The 16,517-nt window shown below is 71.7% G+C and carries 15 protein-coding genes and 1 pseudogene; 7 read left to right on the top strand and 9 right to left on the bottom strand.

Annotated features, from left to right (window positions below):
* Positions 1-50 precede the first annotated feature (50 nt).
* Positions 51-674 (top strand): helix-turn-helix domain-containing protein, encoded by a 624-nt coding sequence (locus tag IE251_RS35215; RefSeq protein ID WP_189757003.1) that lies wholly within the window; start codon positions 51-53, stop codon positions 672-674.
* The gene (locus IE251_RS35210) at positions 671-793 is read left to right on the top strand and encodes a DUF6126 family protein (protein ID WP_037703104.1); all 123 of its coding nucleotides are present in this window, start codon (positions 671-673) and stop codon (positions 791-793) included. The genes IE251_RS35215 and IE251_RS35210 overlap by 4 nt, the downstream gene beginning before the upstream one ends.
* Positions 794-807: 14 nt before the next feature.
* On the opposite strand, the gene IE251_RS35205 is transcribed toward IE251_RS35210, so the two are convergent.
* A complete protein-coding gene (locus tag IE251_RS35205) occupies positions 808-1,605 on the bottom strand; it encodes a tyrosine-protein phosphatase (protein ID WP_189757002.1) in 798 nt (265 codons plus the stop codon).
* Positions 1,606-1,778: 173 nt separating this feature from the next.
* Here IE251_RS35205 and IE251_RS35200 point away from each other — a divergent pair, with 173 nt between their 5' ends.
* From IE251_RS35200 to IE251_RS35185, 4 genes are all read left to right on the top strand, one after another.
* Positions 1,779-3,851: an alpha-galactosidase gene (locus tag IE251_RS35200; protein WP_189757001.1), complete on the top strand. Its 2,073-nt coding sequence runs from the start codon at positions 1,779-1,781 to the stop codon at positions 3,849-3,851.
* Between the two features lie 176 nt (positions 3,852-4,027).
* Positions 4,028-4,813: an SGNH/GDSL hydrolase family protein gene (locus IE251_RS35195; protein WP_189757025.1), complete on the top strand. Its 786-nt coding sequence runs from the start codon at positions 4,028-4,030 to the stop codon at positions 4,811-4,813.
* 218 nt (positions 4,814-5,031) lie between these two features.
* On the top strand, positions 5,032-6,183 hold the full coding sequence (locus IE251_RS35190; protein ID WP_189757000.1) for an MBL fold metallo-hydrolase: 1,152 nt from the start codon (positions 5,032-5,034) through the stop codon (positions 6,181-6,183).
* Positions 6,184-6,333: 150 nt separating this feature from the next.
* Positions 6,334-7,170 (top strand): alpha/beta fold hydrolase, encoded by an 837-nt coding sequence (locus tag IE251_RS35185; RefSeq protein ID WP_189756999.1) that lies wholly within the window; start codon positions 6,334-6,336, stop codon positions 7,168-7,170.
* A 31-nt stretch (positions 7,171-7,201) separates the two neighbouring features.
* On the opposite strand, the gene IE251_RS35180 is transcribed toward IE251_RS35185, so the two are convergent.
* Positions 7,202-8,230 (bottom strand): alpha/beta hydrolase, encoded by a 1,029-nt coding sequence (locus IE251_RS35180; RefSeq protein ID WP_200692102.1) that lies wholly within the window; start codon positions 8,228-8,230, stop codon positions 7,202-7,204.
* Positions 8,227-9,282: an AraC-like ligand-binding domain-containing protein gene (locus IE251_RS35175; RefSeq protein ID WP_189756998.1), complete on the bottom strand. Its 1,056-nt coding sequence runs from the start codon at positions 9,280-9,282 to the stop codon at positions 8,227-8,229. The genes IE251_RS35180 and IE251_RS35175 overlap by 4 nt, the downstream gene beginning before the upstream one ends.
* Positions 9,283-9,718: 436 nt before the next feature.
* Here IE251_RS35175 and IE251_RS35170 point away from each other — a divergent pair, with 436 nt between their 5' ends.
* Positions 9,719-10,444 (top strand): alpha/beta fold hydrolase, encoded by a 726-nt coding sequence (locus tag IE251_RS35170; protein WP_189756997.1) that lies wholly within the window; start codon positions 9,719-9,721, stop codon positions 10,442-10,444.
* A gap of 77 nt (positions 10,445-10,521) precedes the next feature.
* Here IE251_RS35170 and IE251_RS35165 read toward each other — a convergent pair whose 3' ends face one another.
* From IE251_RS35165 to IE251_RS35140, 6 genes and pseudogenes are all read right to left on the bottom strand, one after another.
* Positions 10,522-10,878 carry a GNAT family N-acetyltransferase gene (locus IE251_RS35165; RefSeq protein WP_189756996.1) on the bottom strand — a complete coding sequence of 119 codons (357 nt, stop codon included), beginning with the start codon at positions 10,876-10,878 and terminating at the stop codon, positions 10,522-10,524.
* 231 nt (positions 10,879-11,109) lie between these two features.
* Positions 11,110-11,322 (bottom strand): annotated as a pseudogene (locus IE251_RS42230) (pirin family protein); the annotation flags it as partial.
* Positions 11,289-12,941 carry an MFS transporter gene (locus tag IE251_RS35155; protein ID WP_189756994.1) on the bottom strand — a complete coding sequence of 551 codons (1,653 nt, stop codon included), beginning with the start codon at positions 12,939-12,941 and terminating at the stop codon, positions 11,289-11,291. The pseudogene IE251_RS42230 and the gene IE251_RS35155, both read right to left, overlap by 34 nt.
* Before the next feature lie 153 nt (positions 12,942-13,094).
* Complete coding sequence (locus IE251_RS35150) at positions 13,095-13,619, bottom strand: DoxX family protein (protein ID WP_189757023.1); 525 nt, start codon at positions 13,617-13,619, stop codon at positions 13,095-13,097.
* A 38-nt stretch (positions 13,620-13,657) separates the two neighbouring features.
* A complete protein-coding gene (locus IE251_RS35145) occupies positions 13,658-14,320 on the bottom strand; it encodes a hydrolase (protein ID WP_189756993.1) in 663 nt (220 codons plus the stop codon).
* 123 nt (positions 14,321-14,443) lie between these two features.
* Positions 14,444-16,330, bottom strand: a complete 1,887-nt coding sequence (locus IE251_RS35140; RefSeq protein WP_189756992.1) for an amidohydrolase — start codon at positions 16,328-16,330, stop codon at positions 14,444-14,446.
* Positions 16,331-16,517 lie beyond the last annotated feature (187 nt).

Raw genomic sequence — 16,517 nt, 5'->3', positions numbered from 1 at the left:
TCAGAGGCAAGAAAATTGCCCCACGGGCAACGGTGGGGCTCAATAGAGGCATGAACGCCTCGGACGCCGCACCGTCGGCGGCTGCGGACGGCGGCCTGCCCGCCGTCGCACCCCAGCTGCGCGCCCTGCGCCGGCGCGCCGGCCTCACCCTGGAGGCCGCGGCCCGCTCCGCCGGCCTCTCCCCGGCCCACCTCTCCCGCCTGGAGACCGGACACCGGCAGCCGTCGCTGCCGATGCTCCTCGCGCTCGCCCGTATCTACGGTACGACCGTCTCCGAACTGCTCGGCGAGACGGTCGCCGACCGGGACGCCATCGTGCGCGCCGCCGACATGGAACCGACCCGGGCGGGCGGCTGGACGTACGTCCAGGCCGGGGCGCCCGGCCGTGGCATGCAGGCCCTGCGAGTGCGGGTGCCCTACGGCTCCCAGGGCGACATCGTGCGCGTCCACCCCGGCGAGGAGTGGCTCTACGTCCTTCAGGGACGGCTGCGGCTGCGGCTCGGGGACACCGCGCATCTGCTCGGCCCCGGCGACAGCGCGCACTTCGACTCGCTCACCCCGCACCGCCTCGCCGCCGACGACCACGACGGCGTGGAGCTGCTGTTCGTCCACACCCTGCTGCAGAGCCCCACGGCCTCGCTGTGCCTGGGCTCGCCGACCGGAGAGCTGCCATGAGCAACTTCGAGACGAAGTTCCCCCGTTCCCTGTGGATCCGGCTGATCATCTACATCGCCCTCGGGCACGTCCTGGCCGCCTTCCTCTACCTGCTGTTCGCGGTGGGCGGCAAGGGCTGACCGCCCCGCCCGCCTCAGTCCAGCAGGCGTTCGCGCAGCCGCTCACGCGCCTCGGGAGCGAACTTCAGGCCCTGGGTCAGATAGGTGTCGACGTCGCCCCAGGTGTCCTCGATGCTCGCGAACGCGGCCTGGAGATACTCCGCGCGAGCGTCGAAGAGCGGGTCCAGCAGCTCCATCACCTCCGGCGTGTACGCCGTCTCCGCGCTGCCGCTGCGCCGGACCTTGTAGCGGCGGTGCTTGGCGCCGGACTCCAGATAGTCGGCCACGATCGCCTCGCGCTCCACGCCCAGCGCGAGCAGCGTGACGGCGACGGACACGCCCGCGCGGTCCTTTCCGGCCGCGCAGTGCATCAGCGCGGGGACGCTGTCGTCGGCGAGGGCGTGCAGCACCCGGGAGTGCTCGGCGGTGCGGTGCTTGACCATCGACCGGTAGGAAGCGATCATCCGGGCCGCCCCCTTGCCGTCGGAGAGGATCGCGCGCAGCTGGTCGAGGTCGCCGTCGCGGACCATCTTCCAGAACTCGGCGCCGTCCGCCGGGTCGCTCAGCGGCAGGTTCACATTGCGCACGCCGGGCAGCTCGACATCGGGGCCCTCCAGCTTCTGGTCGGCCGCGTTGCGGAAGTCGAAGACCGTGTGCAGCCCCAGGGAGGCGAGGAAGGCCGCGTCCTCCTCGGTCGCGTGCGCGAGGTGCCCGCTGCGGAACAGCACTCCGTGGCGCACGCGCCGCCCGTCCACGGTCGGCAGCCCGCCCACGTCACGGAAATTGCGCACTCCTGCCAGCTCCGGCTCGGTCGACGGGACCTGCTGCGTCACGGGGGCTCCTCCCGGTCGTTCCCCGCCGTCGCGGCTCGCCGGCGGGCACTGAGACCGACCATACGGCATCGATTTCCTCGGGCAATGAGTTATCCACAGGCATTGTCAGGCAGCCCCGAAGCCCTCGATGATGTTGAGACCTGCGCGGAACTGTTGACCCCTGTGAGGTCTCGATGGTGGACATCGCCGAAAACGGTCGTACGTGGCTGCTGTCGGGCCCCGGCAGCGGCTACGCCCTGCATCTCACCGACGCGGACGAACTGCTCCACCTGCACTGGGGGCCGCCGATCGCGCTCGCCGACGCCGAGGAACTGGCGAAGCGCCCGCTGCCCGGCCCCTGGCCCTTCGAGTCCCCGCTCGACGGCCGCGAGGAGTACCCCGTCGAGGGCGGCCCCCGCTTCGTCCGCCCCGCCCTGTCCGTGCGCACCGGCCTGCGGCGCGGCACCGAGTGGCGCTTCGTGGCGTACGACGTGGCGGACGGCACCCTGCGACTGCGGTTCGACGACGACGGCCTGGGCGTCACGCTGCACTACCGGATGCGCGGCGACGTGGTCGAGCGCTGGGCGACCGTCGCCAACGGCGGTCCCGAGCCCGTGGAACTGCTGCGCGCCGACGCGGCCACCTGGACGCTGCCCGACCGCGAGGGCTGGCGGCTGTCCCAGCTGCACGGCCGGTGGGCCGCCGAGTCCCGGCTGACCACCGCCCCCCTCACCTACGGCGAGAAGGTCATCGGCAGCCGCCGCGGCCACACCGGACACCAGCACCTGCCCTGGGTCGCCCTCGACACCGACGCCACCGAGGAGCGCGGCGAGGTCTACGGCTGCGCGCTCGGCTGGTCCGGCTCCTGGCGCATCACGGTCGCCCAACTCCCGGACGCGCGCGTGCAGATCACCGGCGGCGCCGGACACGACGACTCGGGCCTGCTGCTCCTGGCGCCCGGGGAGTCGTACACCACCCCGGTCTTCGCGGGCCTGTGGAGCGACGGCGGCTTCGGGGGCGCGAGCCGCGCCTGGCACGCCTACCAGCGTGCCCACGTCATCCCGGACGCCGAACGGGACCGGCCCGTGCTGTTCAACTCCTGGGAGGCGACGTACTTCGACATCTCCGAGGAGCAGCAGGCCGCCCTCGCCCGCCGGGCCGCCGAGATCGGCGTCGAGCTGTTCGTCGTGGACGACGGCTGGTTCGGCGCCCGCACCAGCGACCGCGCCGGCCTCGGCGACTGGACGCCCAGCCCGGACCGCTTCCCGCGCGGCCTGAAGCCCCTCGCCGACCACGTGCACGCGCTCGGCATGCGGTTCGGGATCTGGGTCGAACCCGAGATGGTCAACCCGGACAGCGAGCTGTACCGCGCCCACCCCGACTGGGTGCAGCACCACCCCGGCCGCACGCGCACGGAACTGCGCAACCAGCTCGTCCTCAACCTCGCCCGCGAGGATGTCCAGGAGTACCTCCGGGAGCAATTGGACACCCTGCTCTCCAGCGCCCCGATCGACTACGTGAAGTGGGACTTCAACCGCTGCTTCACCGACGCCGGCTGGCCTGGGGAGCCCTACCCGCAGCGCCTGTGGGTGGACCATGTGCGCGCCCTGTACGCCCTGCTGGACCGGCTGCGGGCCGCCCACCCGCGGGTCGCCTTCGAGTCCTGCTCGGGCGGCGGCGGCCGGATCGACCTCGGGGTGCTCGGCCGCACCGACCAGGTGTGGACCTCCGACAACACCGACCCGCTGGACCGGCTCGCCATCCAGCACGGCTTCACCCAGCTCCATCCCGCGCGCGTGATGGCGGCCTGGGTCACCGACAGCCCCAACACCCAGCTCAACGGGCGGGCCAGCTCGCTGCGCTTCCGGTTCGTCAGCGCCATGGCGGGCGTGCTCGGGGTCGGCGGCGACCTCACCCGGTGGAGCCCGGAGGAACGGGCCGAGGCCCGGCGGTGGGTGGAACTCTACAAGGAGATCCGGCCGCTCGTGCAGCACGGCGAGCTGTACCGGCTGCGGCCCCCGACGGGCGGCCTGAGCGCCGTCCAGTACCTCCGGGGCGCGGAGACCGTCGTCCTCGCCTGGCTCCAGGCGCAGCACTACGGCGAGCCGGTGCCGGCGGTACGGCTGCGCGAACTCGACCCGACGGCATCGTACGAATGCCGCGAAACGGGCAAAGTGCACCGGGGGGCGGTCCTGCTGCACCACGGGCTGCGCACCGGGCTCAAGGGCGACTTGGACGCGACGGTCCTCCGGTTGCGCCGCGTATGAAGCACCCGGAGAAAACCGAAGCCATCGGTTCAAGCCTCCTTTATTCCTGTATTGCAAAGTCTTTAAGAGTGGCTCATCTCACCGTTAGTCAACCCCTGCCTACGGTCGCGTAGGTCACATCCGAAGGTGAATCATGGTCCGACGTGGCAGACGATTCGAAGAGTGACAGCAGATCAGTGATCGGGTCGTACGTGGCGGTGGGGGACAGCTTCACCGAGGGCGTCGGCGACCCCGGGCCCGACGGGGCGTTCGTCGGCTGGGCCGACCGGTTCGCGGTGCTGCTCGCCGACCGGCGTCCCGAGGGCGACTTCCAGTACACCAACCTCGCCGTGCGCGGGAAGCTGCTCGACCAGATCGTGGCCGACCAGCTCCCGCAGGCCGTCGAGCTGGCACCCGACCTGGTCTCCTTCTGCGCCGGGGGCAACGACATCATCCGTCCGGGCACCGACCCCGACGAGGTGGCCGAGCGCTTCGAACGGGCCGTGGCCCGGCTGACCGCGGTCGCCGGCACGGTGATGGTGACGACCGGCTTCGACACCCGTGGCGTGCCCGTGCTCAAGCACCTGCGCGGCAAGATCGCCACGTACAACGGGCACGTCCGTGCCATCGCCGACCGCTACGGCTGCCCCGTGCTCGACCTGTGGTCCCTGAAGTCGGTACAGGACCGCCGGGCCTGGGACAGCGACCGTCTGCACCTGTCGCCCGAGGGACACACGCGCGTGGCGCTGCGGGCCGGACAGGTCCTCGGCCTCGACGTACCGGCCGACCCCGAGCAGCCGTGGCCGCCGCTGCCGCCCCGGGGCACCCTGGAGGTCCGCCGCGACGACGTCCACTGGGCGCGCGAGTTCCTCGTGCCCTGGATCGGACGCCGGCTGCGCGGCGAGTCCTCCGGCGACCATGTGACCGCCAAGGGCACGCTCTCGCCGGACGACATCAAGATGCGCATCGCGTCCGTGGCCTGACGCCGCCGACCGCGTCCTGGACTGCCCGTACGGGCGGCCCAGGACGCGGCCCGCGTCTCTTGCCGCCCCAGCAACGTCCGCCGTGACAAGCGCCGTTCGCGGCAGCCGCTGCGACCGTCGCCGACGGGCCCTCTGCGAGAGAGGGACCCCGCCCTGCCCGGGCTGTCGGAGGTGCCGACCATAATGGAGGGCCTCACCCCATTCCACCGGGAGGTACCGTGACCGGTTTGCGTTCTCCGGGCTCCGGGCCGCGTGCCCTGCGGCCCGCCGCGTTCGGAGCGGAACCGGGCGGCGCCCGCCTGGCGCGCATCCGCCGCTCGCCGCACTTCAAGGACGGTGTCTTCCAGAACCCCGGCGGCCCAGCCCGCACCCGGCCCAGCGCCTCGGCACTGGACCTCGCCAAGGTGTTCCTGGACAAGGACACCCGGCCGCTGCGCTCGCCCCACGGCACCCTCCCGGTGCACCCCACCACCTACGCCGACCTGGCCGAGCCGCCCGCCACCGGACTGCGGCTGACCTGGATGGGCCACTCCAGCGTGCTCGCCGAGATCGACGGCCACCGCGTGCTGTTCGACCCCGTCTGGGGCGAGCGCTGCTCCCCGTTCCCCTTCGCCGGCCCCAAGCGGCTGCATCCGGCCCCGCTGCCCCTGGCCGCGCTCGGCCCGGTCGACGTCGTCGTCATCTCGCACGATCACTACGACCACCTGGACCTGCCCACCGTCAAGGCGCTGGCCGGCACCGACACCCTGTTCGCCGTGCCGCTCGGCGTCGGCGCCCACCTGGAGCGCTGGGGCGTCGCCCCGGACCGGCTGCGCGAACTGGACTGGCACGAGTCCACCCGGATCGGCGGACTCACCCTCACCGCCACCCCGGCCCGCCACTTCTGCGGCCGGGGCCTGCGCAACACCCAGCACACCCTCTGGGCGTCCTGGGTCGTCGCCGGCGAGGAGCACCGGATCTACCACAGTGGTGACACCGGCTACTTCGACGGCTTCCGGGAGATCGGCGCCGCGCACGGCCCGTTCGACGCCACGATGATCCAGATCGGTGCCTACAGCGAGTTCTGGACCGACATTCACATGACGCCGCAGGAGGGCCTGCGCGCCCACCTCGACCTCCAGGGCGGGACGCCGCACGGCGTGCTGCTGCCCATCCACTGGGCGACCTTCAACCTGGCCCCGCATGCCTGGGCGGAGCCGGGGGAGTGGACGAAGTACGAGGCCGAGGAGGCCGGCCAGGCGGTGGCATTCCCCCGCCCGGGCGAGCCGTTCGAGGCCGCGGGGAAGCTGCCCGGCGAGCCGTGGTGGCGGACTGTCACGCCTCCGATCGCCCAGCCGTGGCGCCGCCCGTCCCCGAGACCCGGCTACTGACCGCCCTCACCCGGCGCTCCGACGGCATGGTGCCGGCCGCCGTTGCGCCCGTGGTCAACAAGCGGTGCGCTGCGCGGCAAACCGGGGTGCCGTGTCCGGCATAGCGTCACGGAGTTCCCTGAAAGACATTCGGAAACGAGGTACCAGCGCATGCCGTTCATCACCGTGGGCCAGGAGAACTCCACCACCGTCGACCTCTACTACGAGGACCACGGCACCGGGCAGCCGGTCGTCCTCATCCACGGCTTCCCGCTCGACGGGCACTCCTGGGAACGGCAGAGCGCCGCCCTCCTGGAAGCCGGCTACCGGGTGATCACCTACGACCGCCGCGGTTTCGGGCAGTCTTCGCAGCCGACGACCGGCTACGACTACGACACCTTCGCGGCCGACCTGCACACCGTGCTGGAGACCCTCGACCTGAACGACGCCGTCCTCGTCGGCTTCTCCATGGGCACCGGGGAGGTCGCCCGCTACGTGTCCACGTACGGCTCCGCCCGCGTCGCCAAGGTCGCCTTCCTGGCCTCGCTGGAGCCCTGCCTGCTCAAGACCGACGACAACCCCGACGGCGTCGCCCCGAAGGAGTTCTTCGACGGAGTCGTCGCCGCGGTGAAGGCCGACCGCTACGCCTACTACACCGCCTTCTACCAGGACTTCTACAACCTCGACGAGAACCTCGGCACCCGGATCAGCGAGGAGGCCGTCCGCAACAGCTGGAACGTCGCCGCCGGCGGCGGCTCCTTCGCCGCCTCCGCCGCGCCGTCGACCTGGTACACCGACTTCCGCGCCGACATCCCCGCCATCGACGTGCCGGCGCTCATCCTGCACGGCACGGCCGACCGCATCCTGCCCGCCGAGGGCACCGCCCGCCCCTTCCACAAGGCGCTGCCCTCCGCCGACTACGTCGAGATCGAGGGCGCCCCGCACGGACTGCTGTGGACCCACGCGGAAGAGGTCAACGAGGCCCTCCTGGCCTTCCTGCGGAAGTAAGCCGCACCGGCCTCCGATCGGTGACCGGGCGTCACCGATCGGAGGCCTGCCGCAGCGGTGGGACCGGTGCCCGGTCGCGGCGGGTGTGCAGGGCCACGTGGACGACGTCGAGCGTGTGGACGAGCGCGGCGCGGGCGGATTCCGTGTCACGGAGCCGGTCGAGGACCATGAAGCCGTGGATCGTGCCGTGGTACCGCATCGAAACCACCTCCACACCCGCCGCGCGGAGCCTGGCCGAGTACGCCTCTCCCTCGTCACGGACGACGTCGGCCTCACTGGTCACCACCAGGGCCGGCGGGAGTCCCGCGAGCTGCTCCAGCGTCGCCCGCAAAGGCGATACGGTGGCCAGACCGCGCTGCTGGACGTCGGGTACGTACCGGTCCCAGAACCGCCGCATCGTGTCGCGGCCGACGAAGTACCCCTCGGCGAACTCCCGGTAGGAGGATGTGCCGAAATCGGCGTCGGTGACGGGGCACAGCAGCACTTGCTGCACCAGCCGTATCCCACCCCGTTCCTTCGCGAGCAGGGTCAGCGCCGCCACCAGGTTGCCGCCGGCCGAATCACCGACGGCGGCTATCCGGCTTCCGTCCAGTCCGATGTCCCCGCCCCGTTCGCCGAGCCATCTCGCGACGGCGTAGCACTGCTCGACGGCGACCGGATACGCGGCCTCGGGAGCGGGCGCGTAGTCGACGAGGACGACGGCCGCGTCCGTACCGAGCGCGAACGCGCGCACCAGGCGCCCGACATGGGTCCGGGGCGAGGTACGGGTGCCGGTGTCCCCGAGGACGCAGCCCAGGCCGTGCAGGAACAGGACGACGGGCATCGCCCCGACCCTGCCGCCGGCGGGCCTGACCACCTCCACCCGTACGTGACCGGTGGGCCCGCCGGGCAGCAGGAACCACTCCGTGGACGTGGCGTCCTCGTCGAGGACGGGATCCGCCTGCCCGGAGCGCGGCTCGAGCCGGTACGACGCCGGGGAGGCGGGGCCCTGGTTCACGAACTCCCGGGTGGGCCGGTCCAGCACGGTGCGGGGACGTGACGGGGGAGGAAGGTCGCTCACCTGCTCTCCAGCCGCGAGGACCTGAGGTGCCGCGGACCGCCGGGCATCGGGGCCGATGGCGTCGTCGACAGGCCGGCGGGAGCCGCGAGGAGCCGGTCCGGGGCGGTGTGCAGCGCGCGCCACTCGCGAGGGGGGACGCCGTAAGCGGCGCGGAAGACCCGGCTGAAGTGGGCGGGACTGCTGAAGCCCCACCGGTGGGCGACCGCCGACACACTGGGGGTCGCCCTGCCGCGGCGGGCCAGTTCCCGGCTGCATTCCTCCAGGCGCCGTCGCTGGATGAGTCGGCAGACGGTGGTCTCCTCGCCTTCGAACAGCCGGTGGAGGTAGCGCACCGACATGCCGTGTGCCTGGGCGATGCTCTCCGGCGACAGGTCCGGGTCCCCCAGGTTGCGGTCGATGTGCTCGCGGATGCGCACCAGGAGGGTGCCGGAAACGGTGTCCGGTTCCGTGCCGTACGGGTGTGCCCGTTCGGTGATCAGGGTGCTGAGCAGATCGACGAAGACATCGGCCAGTCTGCGTGCGATGACCGGGGGGTGGCCACCGGCCATGGAGGTCAGCGAGGACAGGAAGAGGAAGAGCATCGCTCCGACGCCGCCGCCGGTGTGGATGGCGTTGCCCGCGATCCGGCGGATGTCGCCGTCGGGCACGGACAAGGTGCGCCGGGGCAGCTGGAAGACGTGCGTGGTGAACCGCCGCGGGTAGTCGAAGGAGTACGGCCGTCCCGTCTCGTACACCACCAGGTCCCCTTCACTCACCTCCGTCGTCCGGCCGCCCTGCGCGAAGGTGGCCGTGCCTGATATCTGCACTCCCACCGCCACCAGCGCCTCACAGGACGGGGTGATGAGCGCCGGTGTACGGCTGACGCGTTTCGCGTCGGCCTCCACGGTCGAGACCTGGAGATACCCGATGCGGTGGGTGGCGATCCTGCCGTCGAACGGGCCGGTGCCCCGAGGGGACACCGTCATCGGGACCAGCGTTCTGCTCAACACCTCGTTCCAGTACGTCACCTTCTCCTGATCCGGCACGGAGTCGGTCGTCAGCACCACGCTCAAGCTGGCCTCCACTCAGGGATGGGTCTCAAGGACTGAGGGCGAGGCGGCGGCGAAGGGGGAGTGCCTCTGCGGAAGGCAGGACCGAAGCCGGCGGTACCGTTCTGCCGCCCGTCCGGGCGGCATTACCCGAGGACAGGCTTGTGTACCGGCACTGACCTGCGGGTTCTCGCTCTCTGGGAATAGCCAAACACCCCGCGGGCGTCGGTCCCAGGCACAACAGAGGCAGAAAAAACCTGCCGGTGGCCCGCCGGACCGGTCTCCTGCGAACGGCCGTCCCGCGCGCCGCCGGGTGGGCACGGTCAGGCCACAACCGGGACGCTGAGAGGCAAATGAGCCGCGCGGTCCGTCGCTACCGTTGCGAACCCCGCGGCATCCCGCCCCGCGTGTTCGCTGAACGGCACCGCGCACCGGCCCCGACACGAAGAGGAGTTCCCCCATGTCCCGTTCCCCCGAGCCGACCGTCGTCCTCGTCCACGGCGCGTTCGCCGACGCCTCCAGCTACGCACAGGTGATCCCGCGGCTCATCGCCCGCGGCCTGGACGTGGTCGCGCCGGCCGTCCCCAACCGGAGCCTGATCGGCGACGCCGCCTACATCGCCTCGGTCGTCCGGCAGATACCCGGCCCTGTCGTCCTGGTGGGCCATTCGTACGGAGGCGCCGTCATCACGGTCGCCGGTACCGAGGACAACGTCGAGGCGCTGGTCTACCTCGCCGGTTACGCCCTGGAGAAGGGCGAGAGCCTCGGCGAACTGCAGGGCCGCTTCCCGGACTCCGACCTCGCCGCCGCCCTGGTCTACACCCCCTTCCCCGTCGAAGGCTCCGCCGAGACCGGCACCGACGTGTCGGTCCGGCCCGACGCATTCCCGGCGATCTTCGCCGCCGACGTCGACCCCCGCCTCGCCGAGGTCCTCGCCGTCTCCCAGCGCCCCCTCGCCGCCCAGGCGTTCGCCGACGCGGCCCCGGCCGCCGCCTGGAAGACCAAGCCTTCCTGGGGCCTGGTGGCTTCCTCCGACCACACCATCAACCCGGACGTCGTGCGCTACGGCTACCAGCGGGCCGGCATGACCACCACCGAGGTCGACTCCTCCCACCTGGTGATGCTCTCCCACCCCCAGCGCGTGGTCGAGCTGATCGAGGAAGCCGTCCGGGCCGCCCGCTCCTGACCGCCCTCGTTGGGCAGGGCACACCAAAGGGGCGGCGCCGAACCACGGCGCCGCCCCTCCGGCTTACGAGCGCCGGCCTAGGACCGTCCAGGGGCGCGCTTCAGCTCGGCGTCCAGCCACTGGAGAACCTCGGGCGTCACGGGATCGGTGAGGTCGTCGTAGTCGTCGTGTTTCGACAGGTAGGCGGCCACGAAGGGGCAGACGGGGACGACGCGTCCGCCCGAGGAGCGCACATCGCCGAGCGCGGCCCGGATCAGCTGCGAGGCCAGTCCCTGGCCGGCGTACGCGGGGTCGATCTCCGTGTGGAAGAAGACCCGTTGCTCGCCTCGGTCACGGTAGGCGGTCAGGCCGGCCCGCTGTCCGTCGACACGTATCTCGTAGCGGTGCCGGGCGTCGACGCGTTCGACGGTCGGCGTGGTGGGAGTGTCGGTCATGGTGATTCCTCCGGTTGACGTGGTGCGGTGACGCGGGGGTTTCCGCGTGGTCCGATGACGGTGTTCGGGAGGGAGGGGGCCGAAAGCCGTTCACCGTCGTATCCCTCGACGGTGCCGAATCGTGCCGATGCGCTCTCTCTCCGGACGCGTTGGTCAGCGTCAAAGCGGTGTCGCCCTCGGCGGCGTAGCCCAACTCGGCGGGTGGCAGCAGGGTGTCGCCCAGGCGGACCGGCCTGTCATGAGGTTCGGTTCGCCGGGCCTCACGAGCGTGTGGTTGCCGAGGCTGTCCCGGTACTCGATCTCGTCACTGAACAGCCGACTCACCGTCTGTAGTCCGATGTGCGGGTGGAGCGGGACGTTCATGCCGCCGGTCAGGGGCTGGGCACGCTGCGGCAGAGTGCGCCGCACCTTCATGGCACGCGCGCCGCCGGGGAGGACGGGACGACAGGGCCCGCGGACGTGTCGAAGGCGTGGGTGACTTCCGGGCGGGTGCCGGGAACGAGGAGGAGACGGGCCCGGTCCTCGTGGTGCCGGTCGGCGAGAGTGAGCCTGACTTCGTGCTGGGCGAGATGCTCCGACCAGGAGGCCACGAGGTAGTTCTCGACGAAGCGGGCCGGGTCCTGCCCGTCCTGGTACAGGCCCCAGGTGAGGGCGCCGGTGCGCCGGCGGGCCCGGCCGACGTGCTCCATGCGCTCCGTGAAGGCCGTGCCGTTCTCCGGGGCGACCCGGTAGGAGACGGTGACCAGAACGGGGCCCGTGGCCGGCCCCGGAGCGAACACCAGGGGCGGGGCGGGCCAGTGAGCGGAGGGGGAGGGGTCGGTCTCCTCCCCGTCCCGCAGGGGCCAGCGCCGCAGGCTGACGGCGCAGACGACCAGCAGCGCCGCGGCGGACAGCAGCGGAACGGTGACGCCCAGGGCGGCGGCGAGCGTGCCCCACAGCGGTGCCGCGAGTGCCTGTCCGCCCTGGAAGACAAGGAGGTAGACGGCGAGTCCGCGGGCCCGGACCCAGCCGGGGAGCCGCGTCTGCATGGCCGCGTTGAGCGTGGACAGGACGGCGATCCACGCCAGACCGGCGAACAGCAGCGCGAGCGTGACCAGCCAGGGTTCGCGTACGGTGGCCAGGACGACCAGGACCCCCGCGAAGAGCAGGGCGCCGCAGCCCAGGGTCCGGTTCGCGCCCAGCTTCCGGTTGCTGCGCGGCAGGACGAAGGCGCCCGCCACCGCCCCGACGCCCACGGCCCCCAGCAGCAGCCCGTAACCCCCCGAGCCCAGGCGCAGGGAGCGGTTTGCGACGACCGGCAGCAGCGCCCACAGAGCGGCGCCACCGGGAACGAAGAGAAGCGTACGGAGGAGGACACGGCGAATGCCCGGGGCGTGCCATACGAAGCGCCGGCCCGCGTCGAGGGCGGCCGGCCACTTCTCACCGTGCGGCACAGGAGTGTGCGGCCCAGGGCGTCGCCAGAGCAGCAGGACGACGCCGATGCCGAGGTACGACACGGCGTTGAAGGCGAAGACCCAGGCCGGATCCGCCGCCGCCACCACCGCGCCGCCCACGGCCGGCCCGACGGCACGAGCCAGGTTCATGTTGACACCGCCGAGGGCGGCGGCCTGTCCCAGCTGGCGGCGCTCCACCAGCTCGGGCTGGATCGCCTGCCAGGCCGGCCCCATCAGCGCCGTCCCACACCCCAGCAGGAAGGTGAGGACGAGCAGCAGCACGGGGGTGAGGAGATCCGCGAACGTCAACGCGGTCAGCACGCCGGACACCGCGAACAGCGCGCCCTGTGTGACCAGCAGCACCCTCCGGCGGTCGTGGCGATCGGCCACCACACCGGCCGGCAGGGCGAGGAGCACGACGGGAAGGCTCGACGCCGTCTGGACCAGTGTCACCAGAGCCGGGTCGTGCCCGATCAGCAGCCACTGGGCCCCGACCATCTGCATCCAGCTGCCGATGTTGGAGACCAGCTGGGCGATCCACAGGGCGCGGAACACGCGTGCCGCGAGAGGGGCCCAGGCCGACTCCTGCCGTGCGGGCCGGACGGGCGGGGAAGGGAGCGTGGGGTTCATGCGTGTCCCTGCGGGAGTACGAACGCGTCCGCTCCAGGGCGGTGACGCGAGGGCGGTGGGCCGGGAGATGCCCGCACGGCGACGGCCGGCCCACCGGCCCCGCCGAAGGAGGCGTCCGGGCCGTGCCGTCGTGCTCCGCGCGGTGCCGGCTCGTCAGCGGGCGGAGCGTGGGTGAGGGGTGGCTTCTCGTGCCGGGGCGGCCCGGTGCAGCACCACGCGCGTCAGCAGGCCGCTCGCCGGCCCCAGGACGATCACGGTCACGGAGATCCACACCGGCCAGGGGGTGAGGGCCAGGGCGTGGTCCGCGGACCACCGCCCCGGCCCGGTCAGGGCCAGTGCGGCGGAGGCGACGACGAGGACCAGGGGGTACTCGTAGCCGTCGTTCTGCACCCAGAGCCCCTTGGACCACTTCACGGTGCCGGCGACCGTCATCACACCCATGGCGGCCATCGCGGCCAGGGGGGTGAGCAGGCCGGCCGCCAGGAACAGACCGGAACCGATCTGGCTGGCTCCCGCGGTGAGCGCGGTCAGCCGGCCACCGCGGAATCCGTCCCCCCGGAATTCCTCGGTCCCGCCTGCGAGTCCTTTTCCTCCGAGGCGGAAGCTCACCTTCTGCACCCCGTGCCCGGCGATGAGGAGTCCGGCCACGAGCCGCAGGATCAAAAGTCCAGCGTCCATCATGTCCCTGCCTGTTCCCGATGTGTCCGTGGTGAGGGTCAGCCCGCGGCGTGGGCGCCGATGACGGCCTGCGCGTAGACCATGCCGAGGCCGTAGGCGCCGCCGTGCGCCTTGACCACGTCGCCCACCGCGGCGTACGTCCCGGTACGGGCCCAGTCGCGCTGGAGCTCCAGGAGCACCTGCACCCAGGTGACCGGGACGGCGCCGGCCTGGATCATGCGCTGCACGGCGTGCTCGTGGGCCTGCGGGCTGACGCCACCGGACGCGTCGGTGACGACGTAGACCTCGTAGCCCTGGGCGATGGCGGAGAGGGCGGGCAGGACCACGCACACCTCGGTCCACAGACCGGCGATGACGAGCTTCTCGCGGCCGGTGGCCTTGACCGCCTCGACGAAGTTCACGTCCTCCCAGGCGTTCATGGTGCTGCGGTCGATGATCTTCTGCTCGGGGAAGACCTCGGCCAGCTGCGGCAGGAGCGGGCCCGAGAAGGACTCGGCGGCCACCGTGCTCAGCACGACCGGCACGTCGAAGACCTTGGCGGCCTTGGCCAGGCCCACGGTGGAGTTGATGATGGCGGTGCGGTCACTGCTGCCGGTGCCGAAGAACATCTGCGGCTGGTGGTCGACGAACAGCACCGCGCAGTTGTCCGGCGTGAGCAGGTCGGGGCTGGGGGCGGCGGTGACCTGGGCGATGTTGACCATGATGAGGTGCCTTTCTCGAAAGAACGACGGCGCGGACCGCTGCCCGGGCCGTGCTGGACCGTCCGCTCGGACGGAGACTCGGTGCCGGAAGGAGTGCGGCGAAGGCCGGGGACTTCCGGAGGTTCAGAGGTCGAAGCAGGGGTCGAAGGAGGTGCCCACCGCTTCGGGGGTCAGGCCACGGGCCGTGCGCCACCTGCGGTGCCGCTCCGACTCGGCGACGGCTTCGCCGAGCAGCTCCGCCTGGCGGGCGCCGGCGAGGGGCGTACGGCGGGAAGCCTGGTAGCCGCCGAACCGCGCGACCGGGCTCCAGGCCGGGACCGGCGGGAGCTCCTCGTCCAGACCTTCGTACTCGGCGGCGGCGTAGACGATGCGGCCGCCCGTCACGGTCAGGAGCGACTCGATGCCGGCGATCTCCGGTTCGGGCACGGTGAAGTAGTCGTCGGACAGCACCGCGAGGTCTCCGTAGCAGCCGGGTCTGAGGACGCCCTTGACGTCGTCCTCGCCGGTCAGCTTCGCCCCGGCGTGGGTGAACATCGTCAACGCCGTCCGCCGGTCGACGCGGTTGGCCGGCGGCCGCAGCGCGAGATCGCCGACGGAACGGCCGCTGACGAGCCAGTGCAGGGCGACCCAGGGGTTGTAGGTGGAGACCCGGGTGGCGTCGGTACCGGCGCCCACGGTCAGGCCGCGGTCCAGCATCGCCCGGATCGGCGGGGCATCGGCGGCGGCCCCCGGCCCGTAGCGCCGCAGGAACGCCTCGCCCTGGAAGGAGAGACGGTTCTGTACGGACAGCGCGCCACCGAGGGCGCCGATGCGGTCGAGGCTTTCCGCGGAGACGGTCTCGGCGTGGTCGAAGAGCCACCGGTTCCCGGCCGGGAACAGCCCTTCCGCGGCGAGCTTCTCGAACACGCCGAGATCACGGCGGATGGTCTCGTCGTAGGTGGCGTGCAGCCGGAAGCCCCACCCGTTCTCCATGAGGAGACGGACCGCCTTCTCGAATTCCACCTCGTAGTCGGGAGAAAGTTCCGGGCGCGGCTGGGTGAAGTTCTCGAAGTCGGCGGCCGCCCAGGTGAGATTCTCGCCGGCGCCGTTGAGGCGGAGCCATTCGTCGCCGTCCTCGGGCCGGACCGTCTCGATCCAGCGCGCGAGGTCGTCGATCTCCTGGCCCGCGGTCTGCGGAAAGAGATGATAGGAGATGCGCAGCGAAAGCCGGCCCTCCTTGGCCAGTTCGATGACGGTCGCGTAATTGTCGGGGAAGTTCTGGAATCCCCCGGCGGCGTCGATCGCCGACGTGAGCCCGAACCTGTTGAGTTCGCGCAGGAAATGCCGGGTGGACGTCTTCTTGTCCTCGCCTTCCAGCGTCGGCGCCTTGGCGAGGGTCGAGTACAGGATCAGGGCGCTCGGCGCGGCCAGCAGCATGCCGGTCGGCTCGCCGTCGCGGCCCCGCACGATCTGGCCCCCTTGGGGATCGGGGGTGTCCTTGGTGAAGCCGGCCGCCCTGAGCGCCGCCCGGTTCAGGACGGCCGACTGGTACAGGTGCAGGACGAACACGGGAGTGTCGGGGGCGGCCGCGTTCAGTTCGGCGACGGTCGGCAGCCGTCGCTCGGCGAACTGCTCCGCCGACCATCCGCCGACCACCCGGACCCACTGGCCCTTGGGAGTACGGGCCGCCTGCTCACGCAGCATCGCCAGCCCCTGGCGCAGACTGCGCACGCCGTCCCAGCGCAGTTCCAGCACGTAGTTGAGGCCCCCGCGGATCACGTGCAGATGGGAGTCGTTGAGGCCCGGGACCACCCGTCGTCCGAGTGCGTCGACCACCTTTGTGTCCGGGCCGATGTGGCTGGCCATGTCCCTGTCGTCGCCGATGACCGTGATGACACCGTCCCGGATGCCGAGTGCCTCGGCGTGCGGCCGCGACGGGTCTCCGGTGTGGATCCTGGCATTGCGGACGACCAGATCGGCGGCGTCGGCGGCGGGATGCGGAACCAGCCCGCCGACGGGCATTGTTGACATCTTCTGCGACTCCCTCTGGAAAACGACTTCGGCCCCAGCCATGGGCCTGCGAAGGCGGACTTCGGCAACCGCGTCACCCGATGAACGCACCGCCGTCGGAATCGGACGGCGAGCCGCCTGCCGGTACGTGTCATGTCTGGGGAACACCGGGATCTGACCGGTGTCGTTCGGCGGCGACCGCTGCGTC

The organism is Streptomyces eurythermus (assembly GCF_014649115.1).
Classification (GTDB): Bacteria; Actinomycetota; Actinomycetes; order Streptomycetales; family Streptomycetaceae; genus Streptomyces; species Streptomyces eurythermus.
The sequence above is the reverse complement of the archived record's forward strand: the minus strand, read 5'-3'. Positions and strand labels throughout refer to the sequence as shown.

What these genes read in the sequence shown, in the direction of transcription:
- IE251_RS35215 (WP_189757003.1), top strand. Translation starts at nt 51, where the DNA reads ATGAACGCCTCGGACGCCGCACCGTCGGCGGCTGCGGACGGCGGCCTG.
- IE251_RS35210 (WP_037703104.1), top strand. Translation starts at nt 671, where the DNA reads ATGAGCAACTTCGAGACGAAGTTCCCCCGTTCCCTGTGGATCCGGCTG.
- IE251_RS35145 (WP_189756993.1), bottom strand. Translation starts at nt 14,320, where the DNA reads ATGGTCAACATCGCCCAGGTCACCGCCGCCCCCAGCCCCGACCTGCTC.
- IE251_RS35140 (WP_189756992.1), bottom strand. Translation starts at nt 16,330, where the DNA reads ATGTCAACAATGCCCGTCGGCGGGCTGGTTCCGCATCCCGCCGCCGAC.
- IE251_RS35150 (WP_189757023.1), bottom strand. Translation starts at nt 13,619, where the DNA reads ATGGACGCTGGACTTTTGATCCTGCGGCTCGTGGCCGGACTCCTCATC.
- IE251_RS35155 (WP_189756994.1), bottom strand. Translation starts at nt 12,941, where the DNA reads ATGAACCCCACGCTCCCTTCCCCGCCCGTCCGGCCCGCACGGCAGGAG.
- IE251_RS35200 (WP_189757001.1), top strand. Translation starts at nt 1,779, where the DNA reads ATGGTGGACATCGCCGAAAACGGTCGTACGTGGCTGCTGTCGGGCCCC.
- IE251_RS35185 (WP_189756999.1), top strand. Translation starts at nt 6,334, where the DNA reads ATGCCGTTCATCACCGTGGGCCAGGAGAACTCCACCACCGTCGACCTC.
- IE251_RS35170 (WP_189756997.1), top strand. Translation starts at nt 9,719, where the DNA reads ATGTCCCGTTCCCCCGAGCCGACCGTCGTCCTCGTCCACGGCGCGTTC.
- IE251_RS35165 (WP_189756996.1), bottom strand. Translation starts at nt 10,878, where the DNA reads ATGACCGACACTCCCACCACGCCGACCGTCGAACGCGTCGACGCCCGG.